Origin of the sequence: Diaphorobacter limosus (assembly GCF_033100095.1) — a bacterium.
Taxonomy (GTDB): Bacteria; Pseudomonadota; Gammaproteobacteria; order Burkholderiales; family Burkholderiaceae_C; genus Alicycliphilus; species Alicycliphilus limosus.
Window position 1 is genome coordinate 1,594,422 of record NZ_CP136921.1, and the last position, 15,691, is coordinate 1,610,112.

At 64.9% G+C, this 15,691-nt stretch carries 20 protein-coding genes; 6 read left to right on the forward strand and 14 right to left on the reverse strand.

Annotated features, from left to right (window positions below):
• Positions 1 to 330: 330 nt before the first annotated feature.
• A complete protein-coding gene (locus P4826_RS07685) occupies positions 331 to 1,464 on the reverse strand; it encodes a branched-chain amino acid ABC transporter substrate-binding protein (RefSeq protein WP_425605243.1) in 1,134 nt (377 codons plus the stop codon).
• A 123-nt stretch (positions 1,465 to 1,587) separates the two neighbouring features.
• A complete protein-coding gene (gene orn / locus P4826_RS07690) occupies positions 1,588 to 2,166 on the reverse strand; it encodes an oligoribonuclease (RefSeq protein ID WP_317703263.1) in 579 nt (192 codons plus the stop codon).
• A gap of 32 nt (positions 2,167 to 2,198) precedes the next feature.
• Between orn and P4826_RS07695 the strand changes: the two genes are divergently transcribed.
• The 3 genes from P4826_RS07695 to rsgA are packed head-to-tail and all read left to right on the forward strand — an operon-like array spanning position 2,199 to position 4,806.
• Complete coding sequence (locus P4826_RS07695) at positions 2,199 to 3,515, forward strand: M48 family metallopeptidase (RefSeq protein ID WP_317703264.1); 1,317 nt, start codon at positions 2,199 to 2,201, stop codon at positions 3,513 to 3,515.
• Positions 3,512 to 3,853, forward strand: a complete 342-nt coding sequence (locus tag P4826_RS07700; RefSeq protein WP_317703265.1) for a 4a-hydroxytetrahydrobiopterin dehydratase — start codon at positions 3,512 to 3,514, stop codon at positions 3,851 to 3,853. The genes P4826_RS07695 and P4826_RS07700 overlap by 4 nt, the downstream gene beginning before the upstream one ends.
• Complete coding sequence (rsgA, locus tag P4826_RS07705; RefSeq protein ID WP_317703266.1) at positions 3,850 to 4,806, forward strand: ribosome small subunit-dependent GTPase A; 957 nt, start codon at positions 3,850 to 3,852, stop codon at positions 4,804 to 4,806. The genes P4826_RS07700 and rsgA overlap by 4 nt, the downstream gene beginning before the upstream one ends.
• 67 nt (positions 4,807 to 4,873) lie before the next feature.
• Here rsgA and P4826_RS07710 read toward each other — a convergent pair whose 3' ends face one another.
• The 6 genes from P4826_RS07710 to rpsP form a co-directional block, all read right to left on the reverse strand.
• Complete coding sequence (locus P4826_RS07710; protein ID WP_317703267.1) at positions 4,874 to 5,863, reverse strand: CobD/CbiB family protein; 990 nt, start codon at positions 5,861 to 5,863, stop codon at positions 4,874 to 4,876.
• A 46-nt stretch (positions 5,864 to 5,909) separates the two neighbouring features.
• Complete coding sequence (locus tag P4826_RS07715) at positions 5,910 to 6,593, reverse strand: CoA pyrophosphatase (RefSeq protein WP_317703737.1); 684 nt, start codon at positions 6,591 to 6,593, stop codon at positions 5,910 to 5,912.
• 123 nt (positions 6,594 to 6,716) lie between these two features.
• Positions 6,717 to 7,100, reverse strand: a complete 384-nt coding sequence (gene rplS / locus P4826_RS07720) for a 50S ribosomal protein L19 (RefSeq protein WP_317703268.1) — start codon at positions 7,098 to 7,100, stop codon at positions 6,717 to 6,719.
• Positions 7,101 to 7,230: 130 nt separating this feature from the next.
• A complete protein-coding gene (trmD, locus tag P4826_RS07725; RefSeq protein ID WP_317703269.1) occupies positions 7,231 to 7,986 on the reverse strand; it encodes a tRNA (guanosine(37)-N1)-methyltransferase TrmD in 756 nt (251 codons plus the stop codon).
• Between the two features lie 7 nt (positions 7,987 to 7,993).
• Positions 7,994 to 8,566, reverse strand: a complete 573-nt coding sequence (rimM, locus tag P4826_RS07730; protein WP_317703270.1) for a ribosome maturation factor RimM — start codon at positions 8,564 to 8,566, stop codon at positions 7,994 to 7,996.
• A gap of 93 nt (positions 8,567 to 8,659) precedes the next feature.
• Positions 8,660 to 8,911, reverse strand: a complete 252-nt coding sequence (gene rpsP, locus P4826_RS07735; RefSeq protein WP_317703271.1) for a 30S ribosomal protein S16 — start codon at positions 8,909 to 8,911, stop codon at positions 8,660 to 8,662.
• A gap of 123 nt (positions 8,912 to 9,034) precedes the next feature.
• On the opposite strand from rpsP, the gene P4826_RS07740 reads away from it, so the two are divergent.
• Positions 9,035 to 9,556: a GNAT family N-acetyltransferase gene (locus tag P4826_RS07740; RefSeq protein WP_317703272.1), complete on the forward strand. Its 522-nt coding sequence runs from the start codon at positions 9,035 to 9,037 to the stop codon at positions 9,554 to 9,556.
• Between the two features lie 22 nt (positions 9,557 to 9,578).
• Complete coding sequence (locus P4826_RS07745; protein ID WP_317703273.1) at positions 9,579 to 10,025, forward strand: TM2 domain-containing protein; 447 nt, start codon at positions 9,579 to 9,581, stop codon at positions 10,023 to 10,025.
• A 55-nt stretch (positions 10,026 to 10,080) separates the two neighbouring features.
• Here P4826_RS07745 and P4826_RS07750 read toward each other — a convergent pair whose 3' ends face one another.
• Positions 10,081 to 11,091: an inorganic phosphate transporter gene (locus P4826_RS07750; RefSeq protein ID WP_317703274.1), complete on the reverse strand. Its 1,011-nt coding sequence runs from the start codon at positions 11,089 to 11,091 to the stop codon at positions 10,081 to 10,083.
• Between the two features lie 25 nt (positions 11,092 to 11,116).
• Positions 11,117 to 11,764, reverse strand: a complete 648-nt coding sequence (locus tag P4826_RS07755; RefSeq protein ID WP_317703275.1) for a DUF47 domain-containing protein — start codon at positions 11,762 to 11,764, stop codon at positions 11,117 to 11,119.
• 230 nt (positions 11,765 to 11,994) lie between these two features.
• Between P4826_RS07755 and P4826_RS07760 the strand changes: the two genes are divergently transcribed.
• Positions 11,995 to 12,576, forward strand: coding sequence for an outer membrane beta-barrel protein (locus P4826_RS07760; protein ID WP_317703276.1), 582 nt, complete (start codon positions 11,995 to 11,997; stop codon positions 12,574 to 12,576).
• Positions 12,577 to 12,598: 22 nt separating this feature from the next.
• Here P4826_RS07760 and P4826_RS07765 read toward each other — a convergent pair whose 3' ends face one another.
• The 4 genes from P4826_RS07765 to P4826_RS07780 form a co-directional block, all read right to left on the reverse strand.
• The gene (locus P4826_RS07765; protein ID WP_317703277.1) at positions 12,599 to 12,961 is read right to left on the reverse strand and encodes a DMT family protein; all 363 of its coding nucleotides are present in this window, start codon (positions 12,959 to 12,961) and stop codon (positions 12,599 to 12,601) included.
• 114 nt (positions 12,962 to 13,075) lie between these two features.
• The gene (locus P4826_RS07770; RefSeq protein ID WP_317703278.1) at positions 13,076 to 13,807 is read right to left on the reverse strand and encodes an ABC transporter ATP-binding protein; all 732 of its coding nucleotides are present in this window, start codon (positions 13,805 to 13,807) and stop codon (positions 13,076 to 13,078) included.
• A 1-nt stretch (position 13,808) separates the two neighbouring features.
• A complete protein-coding gene (locus tag P4826_RS07775) occupies positions 13,809 to 14,591 on the reverse strand; it encodes an ABC transporter ATP-binding protein (protein WP_317703279.1) in 783 nt (260 codons plus the stop codon).
• 21 nt (positions 14,592 to 14,612) lie between these two features.
• A complete protein-coding gene (locus P4826_RS07780) occupies positions 14,613 to 15,689 on the reverse strand; it encodes an ABC transporter permease subunit (protein ID WP_317703280.1) in 1,077 nt (358 codons plus the stop codon).
• Between the last annotated feature and the right edge of the window lie 2 nt (positions 15,690 to 15,691).

The window sequence follows — 15,691 nt, forward strand, 5'->3', positions numbered from 1 at the left end:
AGCTGCGCTGGATCCTGAAGATTGGACGCATGCGGCACCGCAAGGGTTACCGCCGTCTCAACCCGCCATTCCATGTGGATGAGCGCAGCTTTGCGCCTTTGCCACATGGCAGAACCGCCCGCGACTTGTGATTTACGCCACCGTACGCGTGACTATGGGCGGCCTGCGGGTGGTTTTGAAAGAACCACAGCCCGGGCGGTGGATGGAACCACGGCAGTTTCGAGCGGGCACCGCAGCGGCACGCCGCCGCAGGGGGCCAAAGAAAAGGGGGCTTTGAAGCCCCCCTTGCTGTGGTATTGGCCGCAGGCCGTTATCGCCAGGCTCTCAGGTTCAGTAGTTGGCCAGCGGCTTGGCCTTGCCGCCCTCGAAGGTCATGACGACGATGGGCGCCTTGATGCGGTTGCCCTTGTCGTCGTACGCATACTCGCCCATCACGCCCTTGTAGGTCTGCTGGTGCATGTAAGCGCCGACCTTGGCGGGATCGATGGAGCCGCTCTTTTGCATGGCCTCGCCAATGTTCATGACCTGGTCGTAGTAGAACGGGCCATAGACATCGGGGTTCTGGCCGAAGCGCTTCTTGAACTTCTCCTGGAAGGCCTTGGCACCGGCGTCGCTGTCCGTCAGCATGCCGGCATAGGCGCAATAGACCACGTTGTTCACGGCGTCGGCGCCCAGCTTGGGCATCTCGGGGCTGCACAGCGTGTCGCCGCCCAGCAGCTTGGCGTTGATGCCCAGCTGCTTCATCTGGCGCGCCATGGGCGCGGCCTGGGGTGCGTAGCCGCCGTAGAAGATGACCTCGGGCTGCTTGGCCTTCATGTTGGTCAGAATGGCCATGAAGTCGGTGGCCTTGTCGGTCGTGAACTCGCGGCCGACCACGGTCAGGCCGAGCTTCTGCGCCTCCTTGGCGAACTCATCGGCCAGCCCCTGGCCAAAGGCCGTACGGTCGTCGATCACGCCGACCTTCTTGACCTTGAGCACGTTGGCGGCATAGCCCGCCATGTTGGAGCCGGCCTTCTCGTCGCTGGCCACGATGCGGAACAGGTTCTTGTAGCCGCCCTGGGTGATCTTGGGGTTGGTGCCCACGGTGGAGACCATGGTGCCGCCGTTGTCATAGACGCGCGATGCCGGAATGGTCACGCCCGAGCAGTACGGCCCCATGACATAGCGCACGCCCGAATCCACGAACTTCTGCGCCACGGCCACGCCCGCCTTGGCGTCGCACTGGTCGTCCTCGGACACCAGCTCGAACTTCAGCGTCTTGCCACCCACGTTGATCTTGCGCGCGTTCAGGTCCTCGATGGCCAGGCGCACGCCGTTGTCGTTGTCGCGGCCGGCGAAGGTGTTAGGGCCCGACAGGGGGCCGCTGTGGCCGATCTTGACGACCTGCTCCTGGGCCAGGGCGCCAGAGGCGCAAACCAGGGCGGCAGCGGCCACGAGGGTGGATTTCATGATGGGGGATTGCATGGCGAACATTCCGGTTGAGATTGTGCGAAACATGCCCGTCAATGCCAGGCACTTCGCACTGGCCTGGACGACGCAAGGTCTGTGTGCAGACAACCGGCGATTATCTGACGAACCCGCTCAACTTTACAAGGCCAGCAACTGCTGGCGGTAGTGCTGCAGTTCGTCGATGGACTCATGCACATCGGCCAGGGCGGTGTGGCGCTGCGCCTTCTTGAAGCTGGCGTAGGCCTCGGGCTTCCAGCGCTTGGCCAGCTCCTTGAGCGTGCTCACATCCACATTGCGGTAGTGAAAGAAGGCCTCCAGCCTGGGCATGTACTTGACCAGGAAACGCCTGTCCTGGCCGATGCTGTTGCCGCACATGGGCACGCAGCCCTTGGGCACATAGAGCGACAGGAAGTCGATGAGCTGCTGCTCGGCATCGGCCTCGCTGACGGTGGAGGCGCGCACCTTGTCGATCAAGCCGCTCTTGCCATGGGTGCCCTTGTTCCAGGCATCCATGGCGTCGAGCACAGCGTCGCTCTGGTGGATGGCGAACACCGGGCCTTCGACGCGCGGCTCCAGGCTGGGGCCGGTGACGACCACGGCGATCTCCAGCAGGTATTCCTTTTCGGGGTCGAGCCCGCTCATTTCACAGTCGAGCCAGACAAGGTTCTGGTCGGATTTGGCAAGGGTGGGGGCAGTGGGATTGACAGTTTCAGACATGGCGCAAATTGTCGCCGTAAACTTGCGCGGCCATGCCGCCCTCCTCTACCGCCCCCTTCCTCTCGCCCTCGACCTTGACGACCCTGGTGTTTGCCGCCCTGCTGCTGGCCGGGCTGGCGTTGCGCCTGTGGCTGGCCACGCGCCAGATCCGCCATGTGGCGCAGCACCGCGGCGCCGTGCCGGCGGCCTTTGCCGAGCGCATCACCCTGGCCGCGCACCAGAAGGCGGCCGACTACACCATCGCCAAGGCGCGCTTTGGCCTGCTCTCTATGGCCCTGTCCACCGCCGTGGTGCTGGGCTGGACGCTGCTGGGCGGGCTGGACGCCCTGAACCAGCAGCTGCTGGCCTGGCTGGGCGGCGGCATGCCGCAGCAGCTGGCGCTGCTGGCCGGCTTTGCCCTCATCGGTGGCGCCCTGGATCTGCCGGCCAGCCTGTACCAGACCTTTCGCATCGAGCAGCGCTTTGGTTTCAACCAGATGACGCCGCGGCTGTGGCTGACCGATCTGGTCAAGTCCACGCTGATCGGGGCCGTGATCGGCCTGCCGATCGCCGCGCTGATCCTGTGGCTCATGGGCGCCGCCGGCCCGCTGTGGTGGCTCTGGGCCTGGGGCGTGTGGATGGGCTTCAACCTGCTGCTGATGGTGGTGTTCCCGGTGTTCATCGCGCCGCTGTTCAACAAATTCCAGCCGCTTGCCGACGAGGCCCTGAAGGCGCGTGTGACGGCGCTGATGCAGCGCTGCGGCTTTGCCGCCAAGGGCCTGTTCGTGATGGACGGCAGCCGGCGCAGTGCACACGCCAACGCCTACTTCACGGGTTTCGGCGCGGCCAAGCGCGTGGTGTTCTTCGACACGCTGCTCAGGCAGCTCTCGCCCGCCGAGGTCGAGGCCGTGCTGGCGCATGAGCTGGGCCACTTCAAGCACAAACATGTCACGCGCCGCATGCTGGGCATGTTTGCCGTCAGCCTGGCCGGCTTTGCACTGCTCGGCTGGCTGTCCACGCGCGGCTGGTTCTACACCGGCCTGGGCGTGCAACCCAACCTGATGATCGAGGGCCTGCCCGGCTCGGCGCCCAACGACGCGCTGGCGCTGCTGCTGTTCCTGCTGGCCGTGCCGGTGCTGACGCTGTTCGCCCAGCCGCTGATGGCGCAGATCTCGCGCCACCAGGAGTTTCAGGCCGATGCCTATGCAGTCAGCCAGGCCAGCGGCACCGAGCTGGCGTCGGCCCTGCTCAAGCTCTACCAGGACAATGCCTCCACGCTCACGCCAGACCCGGTGTACGTGAAGTTCTACTACTCCCACCCCCCCGCCACGGAGCGCCTGGCGCGCCTGCCCGTGGCCGTCCAGTCATGACCTCGATGTTTCCAAAAAAAGACTGGTCTACGCAGACCAGGCGCGCGCTGTCAGCTACTGAAATCGTAGTAAAACTGACCGAACTGCCAGGCTGGCAGCTTTCCGGCGACGGCGCCGATGTGGCCATAGAGAAGACCTACCGCTTCGCCAACTACCACGAGACCATGGCCTTCGTGAACGCAGTGGCCTTCATCGCCCATGCGCAGGACCACCATCCGGATCTGTCGGTGCATTACGCCCGCTGCGTGGTGCGCCTGAATACGCATGACGTGGGCGGCATCTCGGCCACCGACATCGACTGCGCCACGCGCATAGACGCCCTGCTGGCCGCGCCATGACGCGCAGCGAAGGCCTGGTGGTCGCCAGCCATGGCCGCCACTGCGTGGTGGAGAGCGCCGACGGCGTGCGCCGCATCTGCCACCCGCGCGGCAAGAAGAGCCAGGCCGTCGTGGGCGACCGCGTGCTGTGGCAGGCCGCGGCCCCCGGCCAGGCGCAGGGCCATGGCGACGAGGGCACGATAGAAAAGGTGCTGGAGCGGCGCAACCTGTTCTACCGCCAGGACGAGGTGCGCACCAAATCCTTTGCCGCCAACCTCGATCAGGTGCTGATCCTGATCGCCGCCGAGCCCGTGTTTTCCGAAAGCCAGCTCGTGCGCGCCCTGATCGCGGCCGAGGCTGCCGGCATCACACCGCTGATAGCACTCAACAAAAGCGACCTGGTGGAGCCTTTTGCACAGGCCTGGCAGCGCCTGTGGCCCTACCGCCATATGGGCGGCGAACAAGACACGCGCCACCACTACCGCGTGCTGCCGCTGTCGCTGACGCAATCGGGCGCGGTCGATCGCGATGCACTGCTGCCGCTGCTGGCGGGCAAGACCACCCTGATCCTGGGTCCTTCGGGGTCAGGCAAGAGCACCCTGGTGAACCTGCTGGTACCAGGGGCTGCGGCGCAGACGGGCGAGATATCGCAGGCGCTGAACTCCGGCCGGCACACCACCACCACCACCAGCCTGTACTGGATAGACGGCGCGCGCACCACGGCGCTCATCGACTCGCCGGGCTTTCAGGAGTTCGGTCTGCGTCACCTGGCGCCCACCGATCTGGCGCGCTGCATGCCCGACATTGCCGCGCATGCCGGCGGGTGCCGTTTCTACAACTGCAGCCACCTGCACGAGCCCGGCTGCGCCGTGATGGCCCAGGTGAGCGAGAGCCAGGACGCGCAGGCCATCAGCCTGCAGCGCTACCGCATCTATGGCGAATTGTTCGCCGAACTGAGCCAGAGCGCCTATTGATGGATATTGGACAAATACGGTTGTAGGGCCTGCCAATAAAGCGTAAATAGCTTTTAATTTGATAGCATCAACCGAGCAGGCGCGCCAGGGTCAGCAGCGCCAGCAGCAGCATCCACACCACGACCGAGCGCCACACCAGGCCCACCACGCTGCGCAGGTGGCCCACCTCCGGCTCGCGGCCCGGCGTGCTGCTGCTGTCCGCCATGTCGGCCCCGGCCTCAAAATCGGCGGCAAGCTCGGCGCCGGCGCGGCTGCGCAGCGCCTCTCCCCCTAAGCGCACGTTGATGGCGCCGGCCGTGGCGGCCAGCACCACGCCATCGTTGTCGTTGGGAAAGCGCTGGGCATGAAATCGCCAGCCGTCGATGGCCTCCTCGAAACTGCCCACCACGGCAAAGCTCATCGCCGTCAGGCGCGCCGGCAGCCAGTCGATGACCATCCAGGCCTGCTCCGCCGCGCGTTGCAGTGACTCACTGGGCGGATGGGCCGTGACCACGCGCGACCCTCGCCCCCAGTAGCGCGCCACAAATTCGGCCAGCCGGTACAACACCGCACCGGTCGGCCCCAGGCCCAGCGCCGCGAACACCGAGTACCACGCCAGCACGCCAAACACATGGCGGTGCGCCGCAATCACCGAATACTCGATCACATGGCGCACGATCTCGCTGCGCGGCAGCTCGCTGGCATCCACCTGCTTCCAGCGTGCGAGCAGCGCGCGTGCCTCGGCGGCGTCGCCATCCTCCAGCGCATCACGTATGGCCGTGAAGTGATGACTGAACTGGCGAAAACCCAGCGTGAGGTAGAGCACGGCCACGCTCCACAGCAGCGCCAGGGGCCAGCCCAGCCAATGCAGCAGCGCCCAATGCACGGCCAGCACAAACGCCGGCGGCACGAGTACGGCCAGGCTCCAGGCCACCCAGCCATGCCGGGACTGTCCGGCATCAAAACTGCGGCATACCGACAGGGCCCAGGCGCGCAGGCCGGCGTGGATGGGGTTGCTGCGGGCCAGCGGCCGCGCCTGCTCGATCAGCAAGGCGAACAGGATGGCAAAGAAACTCATGGCGGCAATGATAGCGGCGCCGCCCGGCAGGCCGCCGCGCCTGCAGTCACGCCAGCATGAAGCGGTAGAAGTTGCGCAGCATGGCCGCCGTGGCGCCCCAGATGTAGCGCTGGCGCGCACCGTCCTGGTAGGGCATGGCAAACCACTCACGGCGCAGGCCCTGCCACTCCAGCGCATGGCGTTCGTGGTGCGCCGGATTGAGCAGGAAGTCGAGCGGCACCTCGAATACGTCGGCCACCTCGTCCGGGTTGGGCGCCAGCACAAAATCCGGCCGTACCAGGGCCACGACGGGCGTGACGATGAAGGAGCTGCCAGTCACATAGATCGGCAGCTGGCCCAACACCTCCACGCTGCCCGCCTCCAGCCCCACTTCCTCATGCGTCTCGCGCAGGGCTGTGGCGGCGGCATCCAGATCCTCGGGGTCGCTGCGCCCGCCAGGAAAGGCCACCTGCCCCTTGTGCGTGGACAGGTGGGCCGTGCGTTCGGTGAGCAGCACCGTGGGCCGCTCACGCTGCACTATGGGCACCAACACCGCCGCCTCGGCCGGTGGGCGCTGCACGAACTTCTTCTCGCGCACGATCTCCGGCGTCCACAGTGGCGGCGTGGCAAAGCGCCGGCGCAATGCATCGGGGGTCTGCGCCGCCGCTGGGACCGCCGGCAAATGGCCGTCCACACCCACCAGCGGCACGGTACGTGGGTCAAAGTCGGGCAGCGACGACAGCGAGGAAATCACCGTCGCCGCATCAGAGCCAATGGGGCGAAATGAGCTCACAAAACAGCACCAGGAATGAAAAAACCGCTACAGGCCTGCGCACTGTAGCGGTTTTGCAGCTTGAGGCTTGCGCCGCGTGAATTACGCGGCGGTTGCGGCCACCTTGACGCGGGACGGCAGCTTTTCCTTGATGCGTGCCGACTTGCCGCTGCGCTGGCGCAGGTAGTACAGCTTGGCACGGCGCACATCGCCACGGCGCTTGACTTCGATGCCGGCGATCAGCGGGCTGTAGGTCTGGAACGTGCGTTCCACGCCTTCGCCGCTGGAGATCTTGCGCACGGTGAAGCCGCTGTTCAGGCCACGGTTGCGCTTGGCGATCACCACGCCTTCGTAGGCCTGCACGCGCTTGCGGCTGCCTTCGACCACGTTCACGCTGACGATGACGGTGTCGCCAGGAGCGAATGCGGGAATGGTCTTGTTCAAGCGGGCGATTTCTTCCTGCTCGAGGATCTGGATCAGATTCATGGTTTGGTTTCCAACGATCATGGACGCGCCAGGATTGGCTGCGGCGCCCCTATTGGCGCCTTGTGGCTATTCGGCTGATCATGCTGCGCATGTGCCCATAGCGGCCGGCCAGAGGATCGAGAACCTGCGATTATAGTGGGTTTTGCGCTAGCACTGCCTCATCTGCGCGCGTGAGCAACCCACGCTCGCGCGCCGCCTGGAGCAGGTCGGGTCGATGGCGCGCCGTGGTCACGAGGCGCTGATCGCGACGCCAGCGCTCGATCTGCGCATGGTGGCCCGACAGCAGCGGAGCCGGCACGCCGCGGCCCTGCCATTGCTCGGGCCGGGTGTAGTGAGGGCAGTCCAGCAGGCCATCCAGGGCCGGGTTGAAGCTATCGAGCTGGTGACTGCCCTCGTCGTGCAGCACACCCGGCTGCAGGCGCGCCACGGCATCCAGCAGGGCCATGGCCGCGATCTCGCCGCCCGAGAGCACAAAGTCGCCCAGGCTGATCTGCATGTCCACATGGGCGTCGATGAAGCGCTGGTCCACACCCTCATAGCGGCCGCAGAGCAGCACCGCACCCGCCCCCGCCGACCAGTCCTGCACCGCCGCGTGATCCAGCCTGCGGCCTATGGGCGAGAACAGCACCAGCGGCGCCGCCTGCGCTTCTGCACGATCGGCGCGGATGGCGGCCAGACAGCGCGCCAGCGGTTCGGCCATCATCACCATGCCGGGGCCGCCGCCAAACGGGCGGTCATCGACGCGGCGGTAGTTACCCTCGGCATGGTCGCGCAGGCTCCACAGCCGCACCTGCACCTGGCCCGCGGCGTAGGCACGCCGCGTCACGCCGCTGGCCAGAAAAGGCTCGAACAGCTCGGGGAACAGGGTGATGACGTCAAAGCGCATGGGGGCTTCAGTAGTCAGGTTGCCAGTCCACCGTGATGCAGCACCCGGCCAGATCCACCTTGTCCACAAAGGCCGAAACGAAGGGGATCATGCGCTCCTGCGCCTTGCCCTCATGCTCGTAGCCCAGCACCAGCGTGGTCTGCGGTCCGGTGGGCAGCAGATCACGCACGGTGCCCAGCGGCACGCCCTCGCGGTTCACCACGGCCAGGCCGATCAGGTCGACCCAGTAGTACTCGTCATCGCCGACCGCAGGAAAACTCCCGCGTGGCACAAAGATGCGCGCGCCGCGCAGCGCCTCGGCGCCGTCGCGATCGTCCACGCCCTGCGCCCAGGCCACGATGGTGTCGGAATGCGTGCGCGCCTGGCGTATCGGGAGCAACACGGTGCCGGCAAAGAAGCTCTTCGCGCCCCGCTCGGCAGGCTGCAAAAACCAGGCCCTGGAGGCCAGCAAGGCCTCGGGGTCGCTGCTGTAGGGCAAGACCTTGAACCAGCCCTTGACGCCCCAGGCATCGGTGATGCGACCAACCTCCACCGCGTCAGGGGGCAGTTCACTGGCTTCGAGAATGGGGGGCTGAGGCATGGCGGCGGCAGGACGAAAAGAATCGTGCATGAAAAAAGGCGGGGCCCGTCAGCTGTACCAACGGGGCCCGCCCTTTTCGGGACTGTGAACCGATCAGGCGGCCTGCTTGGCGGCTTGTTTGATCAGGCGATCCACGGTGGGGGAGGCTTGCGCGCCCACGCCCGTCCAGTACGTCAGGCGATCCTGGGCGATGCGCAGGGTCTCTTCGCCGCCCTTGGCGGAAGGGTTGTAGAAGCCCAGACGCTCGATGAAGCGGCCGTCACGGCGCACGCGCTTGTCGGCAACGACGATGTTGAAGAACGGACGGCCCTTGGAGCCGCCGCGGGAGAGTCGAATCACGACCATAATGAATCCTTCGGGTGGACGCAGCGGTTGCTGCATGAGTTTTTGCGGCGTTTGAGACACGCGACTTGGCCACCCGGCCAGCGACACGCAGCAAAGCCGGCAATTATAGCCCCATCCACGCAAATGCCCACCATACGCGCCAGCATTGGCGGCGACATCGCCGCCATCACCGCCATCTACGCCCACCATGTGCTGCACGGCACGGGCACCTTCGAGGTCGACCCGCCCAGCAGCCAGGACATGGCGGCGCGCCGCGCCGAGGTGCTGGCCAGGGGCCTGCCCCATCTGGTGGCCGAGGAAGGAGGTCAGGTACTGGGCTTTGCCTACTGCAACTGGTTCAAGCCGCGCCCCGCCTATCGCTATTCGGCCGAGGACTCGGTCTACGTGGCCGATGCAGCCCGGGGGCTCGGCGTGGGCCGGTTGCTCCTCGACGCCCTGGCCGAGCAGGCGCAGGCCGCAGGGATGCGCAAGCTGCTGGCCGTGATCGGCGATTCGGCCAACGCCGGCTCCATCGCCCTGCACCGCGCTGCCGGATTCACCGAGGTCGGCGTGATGCGCTCCGTGGGCTGGAAGTTTGGCGCCTGGCGCGACATCGTGCTCATGGAAAAGCCCCTGGGCGCAGGCGACAGCAGCGCTCCCGAATAACGCCACAACCATCACCCCACCCATGAAGAACAAGACCCTCGCCACCTGGCTCGCATTCCTCGGGGGGCCGCTGGGGCTGCACCGCTTCTACCTGTTTGGCTTTGGCGACATGCTCGGCTGGCTGCTGCCGGTGCCGACGGCGCTGGGGGTGTACGGCCTACAGCGCGTGCAGCAATGGGGTCAGGACGATCAGCTGAGCTGGCTGTTGATCCCGCTGCTGGGTTTCACGATCGCCGGCTGCGCGCTGTGCGCCATCGTCTACGGGTTGATGGCCCCGGAAAAATGGAATGCCCGCTTCAACCAGACCGCCGCGGCCGACGCCGCGCCTGGGCGCACCAACTGGTTCACGGTGTTTGCCGTGGCGCTATCGCTGCTGGTGGGCACTGCCGTGCTGATGGCCAGCATTGCCTTCAGCCTGCAGCGCTACTACGAATACCAGATCGAGGAAGCGCGCAAGATTTCTCAGTGAAAATGGCCGATAGCGCCCATCTGTCAAGCATCAATAGCTATTATTTTAATAGCAATCAGTACAGCTGCAGGCTGATCCAGTAGGCAATTGCGGCGACAAAGGCGCTGGCCGGAATGGTCAGAATCCAGGCCCAGACGATGTTGCCCGCCACACCCCAGCGCACGGCGCTGGCGCGCTGGGTGGAGCCCACGCCGACGATGGCGCCGGTGATGGTGTGGGTGGTGGACACGGGCACGCCCAGGGCGGTGGCAAAGAACAGCGTCAGCGCCCCGCCCGACTCGGCACAAAAGCCGCCCACGGGCTTGAGCTTGGTGATCTTCTGCCCCATGGTTTTGACGATGCGCCAGCCGCCAAACATGGTGCCCAGGCCTATGGCCGCATAACACGAGACGATGACCCAGGTGGGCGGCGCGCTGTCAGCAGCCGAGGCATAGCCGGTGGCGATGAGCAGCAGCCAGATGATGCCAATGGTTTTTTGCGCGTCGTTGCCGCCATGGCCCAGGCTGTAGGCGCCGGCGGACACCAGCTGCAGGCGGCGGAACCATTTGTCCACCTTGATCGGTCGCGTGCGCCTGAATACCCAGGCCACCAGCACCATCATGGCCGAGCCCAGCACCATGCCCAGCAGCGGGGAGATGAAGATGAAGGCCACGGTCTTGATGATGCCGCTGGCCATCAGCGCACCCGAGCCCGACTTGGCCACCACCGCGCCGACGATGCCGCCAATCAGCGCATGCGAGGAGCTGCTGGGGATGCCGTAATACCAGGTGATGACGTTCCAGGTGATGGCGCCCACCAGGGCGCCAAAGATCACATGGGTGTCCACCACGCCCGGATCGGCAATGCCCTTGCCGATGGTAGCGGCCACGCTGAGGTGGAACACGAAGATCGCCACAAAGTTGAAAAAGGCCGCAAAGACAACGGCCTGCGTGGGTTTGAGCACACCCGTGGAAACCACGGTGGCAATCGAGTTGGCCGCGTCATGAAACCCGTTCATGAAGTCGAACAGAATGGCCAGCGCCACCAGCACGACCACGACCCATAGGGCGGTTTGTACCGTATCCATGGTGTAGAAAAGCTTATGCCTGGGCTCAGGAGTTTTCGAGGATCACGCCCTCGATGAGGTTGGCCACGTCCTCGCACTTGTCGGTGATGGTTTCGAGCAGCTCGTAGATGGCCTTGAGCTTGATCAGCTCGCGCACATCGGTTTCCTCGCGGAACAGCTTGCTCATGGCGCTGCGCAGCACGCGGTCGGCGTCACCCTCCAGGCGATCGATCTCCTCGCAGGTCTTGAGCGCGGCCTCGGCCACGGCCGGATCGGCAATGCGCGACAGCATCTTCACGGCATCGCGCACGCGCTCGCAGCACTTGACGCTCAAGTCCGTCAGGCGTGAAATTTCTTCGGTCATGTGGCGGATGTCATACAGCGCCATGGTCTCGGCCGAGTCCTGGATCAGGTCGGCCACATCGTCCATGGTGTTGATCAGCGAGTGGATCTGTTCGCGATCGATGGGCGTGATGAACGTCTGGTGCAGCGTGCGATTGACCTCGTGGGTCACGCGGTCGGCAGCGCGTTCGGCGTTGTCCACGTCCTGGTTGTACTGGTCACGCAGATGGGTGTCACTGTAATTGGCCACCAGCTGCGAAAAAGCGCGCGCCGCTTCGACAATACGGTCGGCATGCTGGTTGAACATCTCGAAAAAATTGCCCTCGCGGGGCAACAGCTTTCCAAACAACATGTCGACTCCTGATCGAACCTTCGTGCGTAGTACGACGCAGAGTTGACCATCGTGTGACAAAACTGCGAAAGGTGCGAGTTTAACCGCCGGCTCGCAGGCTCCCGGAATGCCAGGGCAAACCCTGATTGCTGTAGGATTTTTCTCACCCCGTGGCATCGCCCAGGCCCACAAGGCGCACCCATTGCCGGCCGTAGATTGAAGTAAAAACCAATCGCCCCCCAGGAGGGGTCATGCCATCCACGCTTCGTCAACTGCTCTGCGCCACCCTGCTCACGGGCCTTGCCGCTGCCGGCCTGGCGCAAGCGCCCATGCCCCGGGCTGCGGGAATGTATGGTGGCTATGTGGGACTGGGCGCGGGTGCCTCCAGGTATGACCTGCGCAGCGGCAGCGGCGGTTTCGACTTCGACGATGGCGGCAGCGCCATCAAGCTGTATGCCGGCGCGTTTTTCCACCCCAACCTGGGGCTGGAGCTGGGCTACCTGGATCTGGGCAAGGCGCGCCGCATCGGCGGCAACAGCAGCGCCCGCGGCCTGAACTTCAGCCTGGTGGGGCGCCTGCCCTTGGGCACGCAGCTGGATCTGCAGGGCAAGCTGGGCACCTTCTACGGCCGCACCGACACCCGGGGGGTGGGCGGCTATGGCGTGCAACTGGGCAAGGGAAGCGGCTTTGGCCTGTCTTACGGCGCAGGGCTGCGCTGGGCCTTCACGCCGCAATGGTCTGCCGTGCTGCAGTGGGAGCGCCAGCGCCTGCACTTTGCCGACCGCCTGTCGGACGTGGATGCGGCCACGCTGGGCCTGCAGTACAACTACTGACACGCCCCAAAGGACGGGCCGTTCAGGCGCTGCGAAAGATGAAATACACCGCGCCGACCAGGCACAAACCAGCCCAGAGATAGTCCCATTTGAGCGGCTCGTTCAGATAGAACACCGCGAAAGGGACGAACACGGTCAGCGTGATGACCTCCTGCATGATCTTGAGCTGGCCCACGCTGAACTGTGCATGGCCGATGCGGTTGGCCGGCACCTGCAGCAGGTATTCGAACAGCGCGATGCCCCAACTCACCAGGGCCGCCACGTACCACGGCGCCGTGGCCAGATTCTTCAGGTGCCCATACCAGGCAAGGGTCATGAAGACATTGCTTGCCACCAGCAGCAAGATGGTCTGCAGCGGGATGGGCAGGGATTGCAGGACATGCATGGCGCAGTCAAAATCACTAGAAAAATAGCGCCCTAGCGCATATGCAACAAGCGCCAATAGCTATTAAAACAAAAGCACCACCAGGGCGGTGCCTTGGACTTCGCGGGCGCTGCCTCACTCGCCCAGATAAGCCGCGCGCACACGCGGATCCGACAGCAGATCCTGCCCCGCGCCGGTCATGGTGATCAGGCCGGACTCCATCACGTAGCCGCGATCGGCAATGGCCAGCGCCCGGCTGGCGTTCTGCTCGACCAGCACGATGGTCACGCCCAGGGCGTACACGTCGCGCACCACCTCGAAGATCTTGTCCACCATGATGGGTGACAGCCCCATGGAGGGCTCGTCCAGCAGCAGCACCTTGGGCTGGCTCATCAGCGCGCGGCCCATGGCCAGCATCTGCTGCTCGCCACCGCTCATGGTGCCGGCCAGCTGGTCCTTGCGTTCGCGCAGGCGCGGGAAGATGTTGAACATCTTCTCCACATCGGCGTCGATGCCGGCCTTGTCATTGCGTGTATAGGCGCCCATGAGCAGGTTTTCGGTGATGGTCATACGCGCGAACACGCCGCGGCCCTCGGGCACCATCACCAGGCCATCACGCACCAGATCCCAGGCGCCACGGCCCTTGATGCTTCGGCCCAGGTATTCGATGTCGCCATCGTTCATGCCCAGGCCGCCGGTGATGGCCTTCATGCTGGTGGTCTTACCGGCGCCGTTGGAGCCGATCAGCGTGACCAGCTCGCCCTCGCGCACCTCCATGTCCACGCCCTTGACGGCCTGGATGCCGCCATAGGCCACCTTCAGGCCCGTGACCTTGAGCAGTACTTGCTTGTTGTTGGTATCGGCCATATCAATGCCCCCCCGTTCCCAGGTAGGCCTCAATCACTTTCTCGTTCTTCTGCACCTCGGCAGGCGTGCCTTCGGCGATCTGCTTGCCATAGTCGAGCACCGTGACGCGGTCGCACAGGCCCATGATGAGCTTGACGTCGTGTTCGATGATGAGAATGGTGCGGTTGTCCTGGCGGATGCGCTCGATGAGTTCGCGCAACTGCACCTTCTCGGTCGCGTTCATGCCGGCCGCGGGCTCGTCCAGCGCGATCAGCTGCGGATCGGTGGCCAGGGCGCGCGCGATCTCCAGACGGCGCTGGTCGCCGTAGGACAGCGTGCGTGCCTTGAAGTCGGCGTACTTGCCCACGCCCACATAGTCCAGCAGCTCCTGCGCACGCTTGGCAATCGCGGCCTCTTCCTGCTTGAAGCCCTGGGTGCGGAACACGGCACCAAACAGGCCCGAGTGGGTGCGGATATGCCGCCCCACCATCACGTTCTCCAGCGCCGTCATTTCGGCAAACAGGCGGATGTTCTGGAAGGTGCGCGCAATGCCGGCCTGGGCCACCTTGTGCACCGCCGTGGGTTCATAGGGCCGGCCCGCGAGCTCGAAGGTACCCGCGTCGGGCGTGTACAGGCCGGTGATGACGTTGAAGAACGTCGTCTTGCCGGCGCCATTGGGGCCGATCAGGCCATAGACCTGACCGCGCTGTATGGTGATGCCCACGCCCGACAGCGCCTGCAGGCCGCCAAAGCGTTTGGAAATGCCCGCGACCTTGAGAACCACGTCTTTCGATGTATCTGTCATTTTCTTGCTCTATGCGTGGTGTCAGGACTTGCTCGCCAGGCTCTTGCCATGCTCGGGCGAAGGCCACAGGCCACGCGGGCGCAGCAGCATGATGATGATCATCGCCAGGGCAATCAGCAGCTGGCGCAGGATGGACGCGTCCAGGCGCCCGTCGGTCATGGCCTGCAGGGGGCCGGCCACATAGCGCAGTACCTCGGGCAGGGCGGACAGCAGCACGGCGCCCAGGATCACCCCCGGGATATGGCCCAGGCCGCCCAGCACCACCATGGCGACGATCATCACCGACTCCATCAGGCTGAATGACTCGGGCGAGACAAAGCCCTGAAAGGCCGCGAACATGGCGCCCGAGACGCCGCCGAATGAGGCCCCCATGCCGAAGGCCAGCAGCTTCATGTTGCGCGTGTTGATGCCCATGGCCTTGGCGGCGATCTCATCTTCGCGGATGGCCATCCAGGCGCGGCCTATGCGCGAGTCCTGCAGGCGATAGCAGATGACGATGGTGATCAACACCAGGGCCAGGAACAGGTAGTAGTACATCGTCACCGAGTTGATGTCGAAGCCGAACAGCTCCTGCCGCTTTGCCAGATCCAGGCCGAAGATCTTCACCGAGTCGATCTGCCCCAGGCCCTTGGGACCATTGGTGAGGTTGACCGGGTGATCCAGGTTGTTCAGGAAGATGCGGATGATTTCACCGAAGCCCAGCGTCACGATGGCCAGGTAGTCGCCGCGCAGCTTGAGCACCGGTATGCCCAGCAGCACCCCCGTGCAGGCCGCCAGCACCAGGGCCAGCGGAATCACCACCCACAGAGACAGGTGCATGCCATCTGGGAAATGCGCGGCAAACCAGGCAAAGTTCTCCGTCAGGTGCGGCGAGGCCAGCAGGCCGAACATGTAGGCGCCCACGGCGTAGAAGGCCACGTAGCCCAGATCCAGCAGGCCGGCATAGCCGACCACGATGTTCAGGCCCAGGGCCAGCATCACATACAGCAGTGCCAGATCGGCAATGCGCACCCAGGCGTTGCCAAAGTACTGCAACACCAGCGGCAGCACCAGCAGCGCGATACCACCCAGAATCCATTGGAGCTTGTTGTTTTTCATGT